A 12,215-nucleotide genomic window follows, 5' to 3' on the forward strand; every position below is an offset into this window, starting at 1 on the left:
GCGCACAGGAGACCGCACCGTGAGGCGCAGAGCGGCATGAGCGAACTGAACGTCGATCGCGCGATGTCCAGGATCTTGCAGGAGGCCGCCCGCGCGCGGGGCGTGGAAGTGACCGCCCTCTCGGAGGGCTGGGTGCTGCGGCTGGCCCGCGGGGGCGTCGTGCGCTGCGTCCACGGGTACGCGTTCGACCTCAACTCCGCCGCCACGCACGCGATCGCGTGCGACAAGGCCGCCACGTCGGAGGTGCTGGGCGCCGCGGGGCTGGCGCGTGTCGAGCACCGGCTCTTCCTGAACCCGGACCTGTCCGCGTACGTGCGTCACCCGGGCAACTGGCGGGGCATGCTCGAGTTCTTCGAGGCGCACGGGCGCGACGTGGTCGTCAAGGACAACACCGGCACGGGCGGACGCGACGTGCAGCGGGCGCGCTCGCACGTGGCGCTGGAAGCGGCGGCGCTCGCGCTGTTTGAACGCGGGCGCAGCGTGGCGCTCTGCCCGTTCGTGCCCATCGACGCCGAAACCAGGTTCGTCGTGCTGGCCGGACGCTGCGAGGTCATGTACTCCAAGGTCCGCCCCGCGGTCGTTGGCGACGGGGTCCGCACCGTGCTGGAACTGCTGGGCGATCTCGTGGCGCGCGGCGGGCTGACCCGCGAACTGTCGCGCCTGCTCGCGACGATGGACGCCGAGACCGCCGGGGCGCTGCGCGACCGCCCCGCCCCGGGCGAGACGCGCGTGGTGAACTGGCGCCACAACCTGGGGCAGGGCGCGTCCATCGAGCTCCACGCGCCCGACGACGAGGCGTTCGCCGAGCCGCGGCGCCTCGCGCTCAGCGCCGCGGGCACCATGAACCTCACCTTCGGCAGCGTCGACGTCGTCCGCGTCGGAGCCGCCTGGCGCGTGCTCGAGGTCAACAGCGGCGTCATGATGGAAGCGCTCGCCGGCACCCCGTCGGGCGCCGGCGTGGCGCGGCGGGTGTACGAGCGGGCGCTCGATCTCATGTTCGACGGCGCGCCCGCCCCGACCGGCTCCGCCGGGGCCTGACACCCGCATGACGGGGCGTGATCCGCTACGCTGCGGAGCGCCGCGTCGGACGGGTGAGGCGGGGCGAGGGAGCGTGCATGCGGGACATCGTGCAGCGGCTGGTCGGCGTCGTGCTCGGGGCCGTGCTCGGGGCCGGGGGTCTGCTCGGCTCTGCTTCGCCCGCGCACGGGCAGGAAACGCCCGTCGCGTTCGTCGGGGCGCGGGTCGTCCCGGTCGCGGGCGAGGCGCTCGACCGGGGCGTGGTAGTCGTGCAGGGCGGGAAGATCCTCCGGGTGGGCCCGATGGACACGCCCCTCCCGCCCAACGCCACGCGCGTGGACGTCAGCGGCAAGGTGATCCTGCCGGGGCTGGTCGACACGCACAGCCACATCGGCGGGGCGGCGGGCGCCGATTCGTCGGGCCCGATCCAGCCCGACGTGCGGGTGTGGGACTCGCTGAACCCGCTCGATCCCGGCTTCCGCCGTGCCATCGCGGGCGGAATCACCACGGTGAACGTGATGCCCGGCTCCGGGCACCTGCTGAGCGGGCAGACGGTGTACCTGAAACTGCGGACGCGACCCGGCGCGGCACGCTCGATCGAGGACCTGTGCATCTACGCCCCCAACGCGACGCGCGAGACGGGCACGCCGCTCGGCGGCATCAAGATGGCCAACGGCACGAACTCCATCGGCGGGGCGCCGTTCCCGGGCACGCGGGGCAAGTCCGCGGCCCTCGTGCGTCAGCGCTTCATCGACGCGCAGGCGTACCGCGCGAAGAAGGACCGGGCCGCCCGAGACAACACGCCCGACGCCGCCCCCGCGCCCGACCTCGCGCTCGAGGCGCTGGGCGAAGCGCTCGACGGCACGCGCATCGTGCACCACCACACCCACCGCGCCGACGACATCATGACCGTCCTGCGCCTGCAGCGCGAGTTCGGCTTCCGCGTCGTGCTGCACCACGCCAGCGAGGCCTGGAAGGTGGCCGGCGAGATCGCCCGGGCCGAGCGCGAGACCGGCGGCAAGGTGCTGGGCACGTCGGTGATCGTGATCGACAGTCCGGGCGGGAAGCTCGAGGCGGCGGAACTCTCGTGGACGACCGGCGGCGCGCTCGAGCGTGCGGGCGCCTCGGTGTGCATCCACACGGACGACTGGATCACGGACTCGCGCCTGTTCCTGCGGTCGGGGGCGTTCGCGGTGCGGGGCGGGATGAGCGAGGCCGGGGCGCTGCGGGCGCTCACCATCGACGGCGCCCGCATGCTCGACCTGGCGGATCGCGTCGGCACGCTCGAGCCCGGCAAGGACGCCGACCTCGTCGTGCTGAGCGGCGACCCGTTCAGCGTCTACACCGTCGTCGAGCAGACGTGGGTCGAGGGCGTCAAGGTGTTCGACCGTGCCGACCCGAAGGACCGCCTCTGGGCGGTCGGGGGCTTCGGCGCGGGCGAGCCGCAGAAGCCCTACCTCTGCTGCGCCGAGGGCGCGGGGGGCGTGTGGGTCTGGCGCTCGCAGCAGGAGGGCGGGCAATGAGCGTTCGAACGGTCGTCGCGGGCCTGGTGCTCGCGTGCGTCACGTCGTGCACGATCGCGCAGGTCGCGGTGCGGGCGCGCGTGCTGCACACCATGAGCGCCCCGGGCACGGGGCGGCTCGACAACGCGGTCGTCGTCATCACCGACGGCAAAGTCGCCGCCGTCGGGCCCGCCTCGAGCACGCCCATCCCCGAGGGCTACCGCGTCATCGACGCGCCCGTCGCGACGCCCGGGCTCATCGACGCCCGCTGCACGATCGGCGTGTCGGGGCTGCTCAACCAGCGTCAGGACCAGGACCAGCTCGAGACCTCCGGCGCCATGCAGCCCGAGCTCCGCGCCATCGACGCGTTCAACCCGCTCGACCCGCTCGTCGCCTACGCACGGTCGCTCGGCATGACGACCATCCACACCGGGCACGCCCCGGGCGAACTCGTCTCCGGGCAGACGGCGGTCATCAAGACCACCGGCGAGCCGGTCGAGCTATCCACGCTCGTCGAGACGGCCGCGGTCGCCGCGACCATCGGCCCGGGCGCCCAGCGGGGCGGGGGCGCGCCCGGCACCCGCGCGAAGGCGATCGCCATGCTGCGCGACGAGCTGATCCGCGCGCGCGAGCGCGTCCGCAAGGCAGCGCGCGACGCCGAGCCGAAGGCCGACGCAACGCCCGACCCCGACAGCGCCACGCCCGCCGCCAAGGCCGACGAGCGCACGCGCAACCTGCGTGAAGAGGTGATGGACCGCGTCGTGCGCCGCGAGGTGCCCCTGCTCATCACGTGCAACCGCGCCCAGGACATCGACGCGGCGTTGCGCGTGGCGCGTGAGTTCGAGATCCGCGTGGTGCTCGACGGGGCCGCCGAGGCGCCTCTGCGCACCGACGAGATCAAGGCCGCGGGCGTGCCCGTGCTCATCCATCCCACGATGGCACGCGCGTACGGCGAACTCGAGAACCAGTCGTGGGAGACGGCGGGCGTGCTCGCCAAGGCCGGGATCCCGGTCGCCATCCAGGGCGGGTACGAGAGCTACGTGCCCAAGGCGCGGATGGCGATCTTCGAGGCCGCCGTCGCGGCGGCGCACGGGCTGGGCTTTGAGGGAGCGCTCGCCGCGGTCACCCGAGACGCGGCGGCGATCCTGGGCATCGGCGATCGCGTCGGGTCGATCCGCGTCGGCATGGACGGCGACCTTGCGCTCTTCGACGCCGACCCCTTCGAGTACCGCACGAAGTGCGTGGGCGTGGTGATCGACGGGCGCGTGTACGACGACACGCCGCGCTAGTGCGGGCTGTGCCCGCCCGGCGGCGTCGCTCGCGGCTCGGGCGCCGGCGCGGGCGCGTCGCCCGGGGCCGGGCTCGCCGCGTCGGGAGACTGTCGAGGCGTGCCCGCCGGCCTGGCGTACGGATCGTCGGGGATCAGGTCGGTCGTGACGATGATCTCGACGCGCTGGTTGGTGCGGTCCTCGTCGCGATCGAACGCGCGGGGGACGACGCGCTGGCCATCGCCGCAGGCGACCAGGCGCAGCGCTTCCCAGCGCACGCCGGATTCGACGAGCGCGAGGCCGACGTTCTGCGCACGCTCGTAGGAAAGCTGGCGTGCGCGGACGGGGTTGTGCATGACCTCGAACGGGCTGACGTGCCCGCGGACCTCGATCACCCAGCGCTGGTCCTTGAGGCGGGTGGCAAGGTCCACCGCGATCGCACGCTCGGCGGCGCCCATGACGGTCGATCGATCGTCGAAGGGGATGACGCCGGTGATGGTGGCCTTGGTGCCCGCGGGAAGGCTCTGGACCTTGTTGTGCCCGCCGCTGGGCGCGTCCTCGCTGGTGGTGCCGGAACTGCGCCGCAGCAGGTAGCGGATGAGGGCCTGGTCTTCGGGACGCTTGGACTTCAGGTCGACGGGGTTGTTGAACCCCTCGCGGACGGACAGGACGAACTCCATGAGCACGTCGGACTTGGCGCCGCCCATCTCCGCTTCGCCGCCGATCCCGCCGGCGGTGTTCTTCTGCATGTTCATCGCCAGCAGGATGACGAAGAAGCCCATGATGAGCATGACCATGTCGGCGAAGGAGATGAGCCACTCCGGGGCGCCCTCGTGCCCTTCCTCGTGACCCCCGCCGTGCGGGGCGTGCCCGCCCCCGCCGCCGTGCGAGCCCCCGCCCTCGTGTCCTTCCTTGTGCTCGTGCTCGCTCACGGGAACCTCCGGCCGGTCAGGCGGCGACGCGGAGCTTGTTGCGGGTCGGCGCGGGGACGAACGCCATCATCTTCTCTTCGGTGATGCGCGGGTTGTCGCCGGCCTGGATGGACAGCACGCCCTGCAGCATCATCTCGCGCGCCAGGATTTCTTCACCCGAGCGCAGCGAGAGCTTGTCGCCCATCGGCCCCGCGACGGCGTTGGCGAGCACCGTCCCGTACATCGTCGCCACCACCGCCACCGCCAGCATGTGACCCAGGTGACCGATCTCCGCGTCCGCCAGCCCGCCGAACATGCCCACCTGGCCGATCAGCGTCGCCACCAGCCCGTACCCGGGCGAGTACAGCTTGATCAGGTCGAAGAACTTCTTGCCGGCCTTGTGCCGGTCCTGCATCGCGAGCAGTTCCATCCGGCACGTGGACTCGATGTTCCCCGGCTCCACCCCGTCGACGGCCATCTTCAGGCTCGCCTGGAGGAACGGGTCCTTGATCGAGGACATCTCCGACTCCAGCGCCAGGATGCCGTCGCGCCGGGCGCGCTCGGCCAGCTTGCCCATGATCTTGATCACCTCGGCCGGGCGGGTGCCCTTGTCGAAGAAGAACCGCTTCACGTACCCGGGGATCTGCGAGATCCGGTCCATCGGCATCGCCATGAAGATGACCGAGATGGTGCCGCCGAACACCATGATCACGCCCTTGGGCGAGTAGAACATCCCCCAGTTGCCGCCCGACGCCATGAAGCCGACGACCGCACAGCACGCGACGCCCAACAGGCTCCCGATGACGCTGCTCTTGTCCATGGACGTACCTCTCACGCGGCGGCGCGTACGAGAGGTATCGGTCAGTTCACGCGGCGTCTTCGCCCGTCCCAGCGGATCCGCAGGTTCCGGTTATCGGCGCACGAACGTCCCCGCTTCGCGATCCTTCACCACTCCGGGGAACGCCAGCGCCCGCCCGTGCGCCACGCAGTACACCCCGGGCCCCAGCACGCCCGTCGCGAAGATCGCCTCCGTCAGGTTCTGCAGCGCGTCCGACCGCGTCACCTCGTACGGACGCATCGCCCCCGATAGCACGATCGGCACCCGCGGCGCCGGAAACCGGCGCACCAGCGCCTCGCCCGTCAGGTTCAGCGTGTCCGTCCCGTGCAGCACCACGATCCCCGACGCCTCCGTCGAGAGCTCGTGCCCGCCCCCGCACGCATGAACGGCCTCGGCGATCCGCGTGCGGTCGTCGTCCGTCATCAGCAGGCTGTCCTTGCTCATCAGCTCGACCACGTTCACCCGCGTCTCTTCCAGGCGCAGCCGACGCAGCATGCGGTGCACCATCGACCGCGTGTTCTCCAGCGCGCCGGAGCGCTCGTTGAACGTCTTCTCGATCGTGCCGCCGGTGGTGATGATCGTGACCTGTCTCACGGGTGTGGCTCCGACTGACCGGGATCGTACAGCCGCGCGAAGTCCGCCCAGAACCCCGGGTACGTCTTGCGCACGCAGCCCGGGTTGCGGATGTGCACGCCCGGCCGGCGCAACGCCACCAGCGCCAGCGACATCGCCATCCGGTGGTCGTCGTACGTGTCGAACTCCACCGCGTCCTCGCGCATCCGCGCGGGCGGGGTGATGCGCATCGCGTCCGGCTCGCCCGGGGGCGCTTCCACGCGCACCCCCAGCTTCGCGAACTCGCGGCACATCGCCTCGTGCCGGTCGCTCTCCTTCACCCGCAGCGTCCGCAACCCCCGCAAGAGGCTCGTCCCGCCCGCGAAGCACGCCACCGCGCCCAGCGTCATCGCCGCGTCCGGCATCGCCGAGCAATCCGCCGTCACCGGCTCCAGGCGCGCCGGCCCGCACACCCGCACGCACCGTCCCACCCGGTCGACGCGTGCGCCCATCCGCGCCAGCACGTCCGGAAACTCCGCGTCGCCCTGCAGCGACGACGTGTCCAGACCTTCCACCCCCACCGCGCCCCCCGCCAGCAGGGCCCCGGCCCCCCACCAGTACGTCCCGCCGCTCGCGTCGGGCTCCACGTCGTACGAGAACGCCCCCAGCCCCGCGTGCTCGCTGAACACCCGGATCAGGCGCAGATCGTCCGACGTCCGCGCGGTCGCCCCAAGCCGCGCCAGCAGCCCGAGCGTCATCGTGATGTACGCCGGGCTCGTCACCACGCCCGTCAGCCGCACCGTCAGCCCACCCAGCCACGGCGCCATCAGCAAAATCGCCGACACGAACTGGCTCGACTGCGTCGGCCCGAGCGTCAGCGGGTCCGGCACCGGGGCCCCCGCGTGCGGCGGGGTGATGCGGACCGGAGGCCTGCCGGGCGTGCCCAGATACTCCACGCCGCACCCCAGCGCCCCCAGCGCTTCGCCGAGTTCGCCGATGGGCCGCTCACGCATGCGGGGCGAGCCGTCGATCGTCACCGGGCCCGACGCCCGCAGCGCCGCCGCCGCCAGGAATCGCGCGGCCGTTCCCGCGTTGCGGCAGTCCAGCGTCACGCCCCCCGGCGGCACGGGCCAGCGCCCGCCAACCCCCCGCACGCGCACCGCCCCGGGCGTGCGCTCCACCGTCGCGCCCAACGCCCGCACGCAGGCCAGCATGACCTCGCTGTCTTCGGCGCCGTCGAGCACCCCCCGGATTTCGCTGTGCCCCTCGGCCAACGCCGCCAGCAGCACCGCGCGGTTCGTCAGGCTCTTGGACCCCGGCGGGCGGATGTCGACCGCCACGCTCCGCCCATGGGCGCAGGGCAGCGGGAGCGGATCGGGGAGCGCCTCCAGCGGCCCGCGCAGGGCCGCCAGCATCTCGCCCTCGCTCCCGCCCGCGCCGCTCACGGCGCGCCGTCCTGCCCGTCGCGCCGGAACACAGCGACGACGTCCTCGACCGGCACCACCCACAGCCGGTTGTCGCCCTCAAAGTCCACGGGGATCGCGTGCTTCGGGTTGAACAGCACGCGGTCGTACCGGCGGATCGGGTAATCGGCGTCGCGCTCCACCTGCGCCGACACGGCTACCACGCGCCCCGTGATCGTGGGGATCTCGATCTTGTCCGGCAGGTGAATCCCGCTCTTGGTCTGCTTCTTGTCGTCGTCCTTGCGGATCAGGACGCGCTTGCCGATCGGCTCGACGGTCTCGATGGCGCGAGCCGCGGAGCCTTCGGGTTCTCGTGTAGCCATCGCCGTGATGCTATGCCCGGGGCGATGGCGCGCGGGGGCTCCGCCCGCTACGCTGGGGCGGGCCGGGCCCGGGAGGTACGCGTGGGCGATTCGATCGTGCGGTCGTTGGAGGCGTTGATCGTGGACGTGCCGGACTTCCCCAAGCCCGGCGTCACGTTCAAGGACTTCACGCCCCTGCTGGGGAACCCGCGCGCCCTCGCGCTCGCCGTCGAACTCATGGTGAACCCCTTCCGGGGCCGGGGCGTGGAGGCCGTCGTCGGCGCCGAATCGCGCGGGTTCATCTTCGGCACGGCGATCGCGCAGGCGCTCTCGGCGGGGTTCGTGCCCGTCCGCAAGGCCGGGAAACTCCCCCGCGCCACCCGGGGCGTGTCGTACGACCTCGAGTACGGGTCCGACCGCCTGGAAATGCACGCCGACGCCCTCCGCCCCGGGCAGCGGGTCCTGCTCGTCGACGACCTGCTCGCCACGGGCGGCACGCTGCGGGCCTGCGCGGAGATGACCGCCGCCGCGGGCGCGGGCATCGTCGGCATGACCGTGCTCATCGAGCTCGCCGGGCTGCGAGGGAGAGCCAAGTTGCCGGCGGACGCCGAGGTGCACGCGGTGCTGACGTATTAGATTCATCAACGGGCCGCGTAGGTCGTGCTTTTTGTAACACCGTGCGGGTGAAAAGAAAAACCCCTCCCCGGGGTACCGGAGAGGGGTCGAGTCACTTGCGTCTATGGGAGGAAGACTCCCGGTAGAAGAAGCGAAGAGAACTTAGCGGCGGCGGCGGGCCACCATCAGGCCGCCCAGGCCCAGGAGGGCCATCGAGGCGGGGGTCGGGACGACGTTGATCACGGCGTCAACGGCGAAGGGGGTGGTGAAGATGGAGCCGGGGGTCGAGTCGGAGAGGCTCGAGAACCAGCGGGTGTTGGGACCGCCGTAGTTCGACGCGGAGGTCGAGCGGCCGAAGCCGTTGTCCGGGGTGGTGACGGTCAGCGAGCGGACGTCGGTGCTCGAGGAGAGGGTGAAGCCGAACTTGAAGACCACCAGGCCCGTGGTGCCGAGGACGGCGGGCGGGAAGTTGGTGGGGCGGGCGGGGCCGACGTTGCCCTGGGCGATCGAGACGCCGCCGCCGCCGTTGGTGTTGTTCGCCGCGCCGGCGCCCGAGGAGGCGCCCACGCCGATGAAGTTCGTCACGTCGTTACGGGCGATGCGGAGGAAGCTGCCGCCGCTGATGTTGTGGAGGTGGCCACGCAGGAAGGTCGAGGTCGTGGTGGCGTTCGCAGCCCAGGGGGTGATGCGGCCGTACGCGCCGGGCTCGTCGTTGACGAAGCCGCCGCTGGTGTTGCCGCCGACGGGGCCGATGCCGTTGTTGCCGGGGGTGCCCGCGGTGGTGATCACCGAGTCACCGGCGCCCCAGTTCGAGACCACGGGCTGGAAGACGATCTGGCCGAGGGCGACGGGCGAGCCCGTGCCGACGTAGGACACCACGGCGCGAACTTCGATCGTGTCGCCGGGCATGGCGTCCAGGTTCGAGGTCCAACCCGAGTTGTTGCCGGGGTTGGCGATGCGGGCCTCGTAGCGAAGCTCCGTATCACCCGTCGTGGCGATGGCGGCCGAGGCCAGGCCAGCGACAGCAATCATACCGATCACGTTCTTCATGACAATCTCCTCCCAAATGGGTACCTGTCTGTCTCTCTGCACACTGAGAACGAAAGGACTCGTTCCTGACCGAGGCGGAGAATAGCAGGAGCCATTCTGGACGGCAAGATGATTTTGAGAGCGTTCCGGCAGATTTGGCGCGGCCGCCCCCGTCCCAGGCCCTCGACCGCCCCGGCTAGCCGTGCGCAACCCCTCGCTCCGGGGGCATGATGCCCCCTCAAATTTCCCCGTTTCCACGAGCGAAAAACACACTTTACGTTCTTTGTTTGGTGGTTTGGCTCCGATTCTGTGGGACGGGTTGCCAAATCGCCTTCGAAGCCGCTGGAATTCACGTTTTCTTGACGTCGCCGGCGTGCGGCGAGGGCTGAAACGTGGTGGTCGGGCCCATCGGGCGCAATGAAAAACCCCCTCCCGGAGGTCCGGAAGGGGGCGAGTCATCGCGTCTCTGGGAGAGGTGTCTCCCGCGTAGAACTGCGAAGAGCGATTAGCGGCGGCGGCGAGCCACCATCAGGCCGCCCAGGCCCAGCAGGGCCATCGAGGCGGGCGTCGGGACGACGTTGATCACGGCGTCAACGGCGAAGGGGCTGGTGACGATCGAGCCGGGGGTCGAGTCCGACGAGCTCGAGAACCAGCGGGTGTTGTCCGCGCCGTAGTTCGAGGCGGCGGTCGAGCGACCGAAGCCCTGCGCGGGGGTCGTCACGGTGATCGTGCGGAGCGCGGTGTCGGAGGAGAGCGTGAAGCCGTACTTGAAGACGACCAGGCCGCTGGTGCCGAGGACGGCGGGCGGGAAGTTGGTCGGACGAGCGGGGCCGATGTTGCCCTGGGCGATCGAGACGCCGCCGCCGCCGTTGGTGTTGTTCGCCGCGCCAGCGCCCGAGGAGGCGCCCACGCCGATGAAGTTCGTCACGTCGGCGCGAGCGATGCGGAGGAAGGTGCCGCCGCTGACGTTCTGGACGTGCCCGCGGAGGAATGTCGAGGTCGTGGTGGCGTTCGCAGCCCAGGGGGTGATGCGGCCGTACGCGCCGGGCTCGTCGTTGACGAAGCCGTTGTTCGTGTTGCCGCCGACGGGGCCTATGCCGTTGTTGCCGGGGGTGCCGGCGGTGGTGATCAGCGTGTCACCAGCGACCCAGTTGCTCTGCACGGGCTGGAAGACGATCTGGCCGAGGGCGACGGGGGCCGCCTGGCCGATGTACGAGACCACCGCGCGGACTTCGATCGTGTCGCCGGGGGCGGCGTTCAGGTTCGAGGTCCAGCCCGTGTTGTTGCCGGGGTTGGCGATGCGGGCCTCGTAGCGAAGCTCCGTCTGGCCCTGGGCCATGGCGACGGAAGCCAGGCCGGCGACAGCAATCATCCCGATCACGTTCTTCATGACAATCTCCTCACAAGTTCTAGGTGGGACGAAAATCCCTCTACACGCGGAGAACGAACGACTCGTTCCTGACCCACTGTGAACGTGATGCGTCTTCCGTCCTCGGCAAGGTTTTTTTCCCTTTGGCGTGAGGTTTTTGCTGATTCGGTCATCAATCGACCCACACAAAATCCAAAAAAGACCCACTCCTGCCCTCCGGCGCGGGGTTCGTCACGCCCAAAAAGGTTCGCGCGCTCGCCCGGATGCCCGCCAAGCCCCATGGGGGCTCGGCCAACAGCACCCCGCAAGCCCGGTCACGCCCCCCCGGACGCCCCGCCCAGGTTCAGCGTCCCGCGCTTCGCGTGCCACTCCGCGGCTTCGCGGGCGTTGGACGCGCTGATGTCGGGCGCCACCCCGCCGCGATGCGCCCGGATGGCCTCGACCTCCGCGCGGGTCAGGCGGATGCTGTCCAGCTCGTAGTCGCGGAACGCCTCGACCGTCAGCGGCACGATCGGCTCGATGAGGCGCAGCATCGCCTCGGCGTACACGCGGATCTCCATCTGCGCGTGCGCGTCCAGACGCAGCGCCAGGAATCGCAGGATGTTGTGCAGATCGCACTTCCAGTACCACTCGGTGTACACGTTCACCGGCAGCCCGATGCGCGCCAACTCGCGCGACACCCCCGCCTGCGTGAGCGACAGGTACCGCTCGTACAACGCCTCGGCGTCACGCAGGTACTGCACGAAGGCCTCGGCGGTCGCGGACTCGTCCGCGGCGAACGTCTCCTCGCCCCCCTGCCGGTTCGCCCGCGACTGCTTGCGCACGTTCTCGGCCTCGGGCATGTAGAAGCGGTCGCGGACGATCGAGTACCGCGCCGAGTACTCGTTCACGTTCGCCGTCCGGTGCCGGATCCACTGGCGCGCGATGAAGATCGGCATCGCGATGTGGAACTTGAACTCGATCATCTCGAACGGCGTCGTGTGCCGGTGACGCAGCAGGTACCGGATCAGCCCGCGATCTTCCGACACCTGCTTGGTGCCCTGCCCGTACGACACGCGGGCGGCCTGCACGATCGCCGCGTCGGCCGTCTGCCCCTCGGGCACCAACCGCGGCATCGCGTCCACCAGCGCGATGAACCCGTGGTCGAGCACGCCGATCTGCATGCGGGCGGCTCCGCCCATCACGTCGCGGAACGGGCGCTCGGGGTCGGTGCGCTCGATGGGGCGCTGCGCGGGCGGGGTGTCCGGGGCCTCGACGCGCACCGGGGCCGCGCCCGCGGGCGTTGACGGGTGGGCCGGCCCCGGCGGGGGCGAGGACGAGCGGAGCGGGTCGGTCATGCGCGACAGTAC

General features: G+C 71.0%; 12 protein-coding genes. 4 read left to right on the forward strand and 8 right to left on the reverse strand.

Annotation, left to right across the window (positions count from 1 at the left end; genetic code table 11):
- Positions 1-36: 36 nt before the first annotated feature.
- The 3 genes from SFY69_09345 to SFY69_09355 all read left to right on the forward strand — a co-directional run bounded on the left by SFY69_09345 (position 37) and on the right by SFY69_09355 (position 3,808).
- A complete protein-coding gene (locus SFY69_09345; protein MDX2132245.1) occupies positions 37-1,038 on the forward strand; it encodes a hypothetical protein in 1,002 nt (333 codons plus the stop codon).
- A 77-nt stretch (positions 1,039-1,115) separates the two neighbouring features.
- Positions 1,116-2,540, forward strand: a complete 1,425-nt coding sequence (locus SFY69_09350; protein ID MDX2132246.1) for an amidohydrolase family protein — start codon at positions 1,116-1,118, stop codon at positions 2,538-2,540.
- The gene (locus tag SFY69_09355) at positions 2,537-3,808 is read left to right on the forward strand and encodes an amidohydrolase family protein (protein ID MDX2132247.1); all 1,272 of its coding nucleotides are present in this window, start codon (positions 2,537-2,539) and stop codon (positions 3,806-3,808) included. Before SFY69_09350 ends, SFY69_09355 begins: the two co-directional genes overlap by 4 nt.
- On the opposite strand, the gene SFY69_09360 is transcribed toward SFY69_09355, so the two are convergent.
- From SFY69_09360 to SFY69_09380, 5 genes are all read right to left on the reverse strand, one after another.
- On the reverse strand, positions 3,805-4,719 hold the full coding sequence (locus SFY69_09360; protein MDX2132248.1) for a flagellar motor protein MotB: 915 nt from the start codon (positions 4,717-4,719) through the stop codon (positions 3,805-3,807). The genes SFY69_09355 and SFY69_09360 overlap by 4 nt on opposite strands.
- 16 nt (positions 4,720-4,735) lie before the next feature.
- On the reverse strand, positions 4,736-5,518 hold the full coding sequence (locus SFY69_09365; GenBank protein ID MDX2132249.1) for a MotA/TolQ/ExbB proton channel family protein: 783 nt from the start codon (positions 5,516-5,518) through the stop codon (positions 4,736-4,738).
- A 90-nt stretch (positions 5,519-5,608) separates the two neighbouring features.
- On the reverse strand, positions 5,609-6,130 hold the full coding sequence (locus tag SFY69_09370; protein MDX2132250.1) for an asparaginase domain-containing protein: 522 nt from the start codon (positions 6,128-6,130) through the stop codon (positions 5,609-5,611).
- Positions 6,127-7,533 carry a 3-phosphoshikimate 1-carboxyvinyltransferase gene (aroA, locus tag SFY69_09375; protein ID MDX2132251.1) on the reverse strand — a complete coding sequence of 469 codons (1,407 nt, stop codon included), beginning with the start codon at positions 7,531-7,533 and terminating at the stop codon, positions 6,127-6,129. The genes SFY69_09370 and aroA overlap by 4 nt, the downstream gene beginning before the upstream one ends.
- Positions 7,530-7,874: a co-chaperone GroES gene (locus SFY69_09380; GenBank protein MDX2132252.1), complete on the reverse strand. Its 345-nt coding sequence runs from the start codon at positions 7,872-7,874 to the stop codon at positions 7,530-7,532. Before SFY69_09380 ends, aroA begins: the two co-directional genes overlap by 4 nt.
- Positions 7,875-7,955: 81 nt before the next feature.
- On the opposite strand from SFY69_09380, the gene SFY69_09385 reads away from it, so the two are divergent.
- Positions 7,956-8,489, forward strand: coding sequence for an adenine phosphoribosyltransferase (locus SFY69_09385; protein ID MDX2132253.1), 534 nt, complete (start codon positions 7,956-7,958; stop codon positions 8,487-8,489).
- 141 nt (positions 8,490-8,630) lie between these two features.
- Here SFY69_09385 and SFY69_09390 read toward each other — a convergent pair whose 3' ends face one another.
- The 3 genes from SFY69_09390 to thyX all read right to left on the reverse strand — a co-directional run bounded on the left by SFY69_09390 (position 8,631) and on the right by thyX (position 12,203).
- Positions 8,631-9,518 (reverse strand): PEP-CTERM sorting domain-containing protein, encoded by an 888-nt coding sequence (locus tag SFY69_09390; protein ID MDX2132254.1) that lies wholly within the window; start codon positions 9,516-9,518, stop codon positions 8,631-8,633.
- Positions 9,519-10,002: 484 nt separating this feature from the next.
- Positions 10,003-10,887 carry a PEP-CTERM sorting domain-containing protein gene (locus SFY69_09395; GenBank protein ID MDX2132255.1) on the reverse strand — a complete coding sequence of 295 codons (885 nt, stop codon included), beginning with the start codon at positions 10,885-10,887 and terminating at the stop codon, positions 10,003-10,005.
- Positions 10,888-11,180: 293 nt separating this feature from the next.
- Positions 11,181-12,203, reverse strand: coding sequence for an FAD-dependent thymidylate synthase (thyX, locus tag SFY69_09400; protein ID MDX2132256.1), 1,023 nt, complete (start codon positions 12,201-12,203; stop codon positions 11,181-11,183).
- Positions 12,204-12,215: the final 12 nt, after the last annotated feature.

The sequence above is a fragment of the Planctomycetota bacterium genome, assembly GCA_033763975.1.
Lineage (GTDB): Bacteria > Planctomycetota > Phycisphaerae > Phycisphaerales > UBA1924 > RI-211.

What these genes read in the sequence shown, in the direction of transcription:
- SFY69_09345 (MDX2132245.1), top strand. Translation starts at nt 37, where the DNA reads ATGAGCGAACTGAACGTCGATCGCGCGATGTCCAGGATCTTGCAGGAG.
- SFY69_09350 (MDX2132246.1), top strand. Translation starts at nt 1,116, where the DNA reads ATGCGGGACATCGTGCAGCGGCTGGTCGGCGTCGTGCTCGGGGCCGTG.
- SFY69_09355 (MDX2132247.1), top strand. Translation starts at nt 2,537, where the DNA reads ATGAGCGTTCGAACGGTCGTCGCGGGCCTGGTGCTCGCGTGCGTCACG.
- SFY69_09365 (MDX2132249.1), bottom strand. Translation starts at nt 5,518, where the DNA reads ATGGACAAGAGCAGCGTCATCGGGAGCCTGTTGGGCGTCGCGTGCTGT.
- SFY69_09380 (MDX2132252.1), bottom strand. Translation starts at nt 7,874, where the DNA reads ATGGCTACACGAGAACCCGAAGGCTCCGCGGCTCGCGCCATCGAGACC.
- SFY69_09390 (MDX2132254.1), bottom strand. Translation starts at nt 9,518, where the DNA reads ATGAAGAACGTGATCGGTATGATTGCTGTCGCTGGCCTGGCCTCGGCC.
- SFY69_09395 (MDX2132255.1), bottom strand. Translation starts at nt 10,887, where the DNA reads ATGAAGAACGTGATCGGGATGATTGCTGTCGCCGGCCTGGCTTCCGTC.
- thyX (MDX2132256.1), bottom strand. Translation starts at nt 12,203, where the DNA reads ATGACCGACCCGCTCCGCTCGTCCTCGCCCCCGCCGGGGCCGGCCCAC.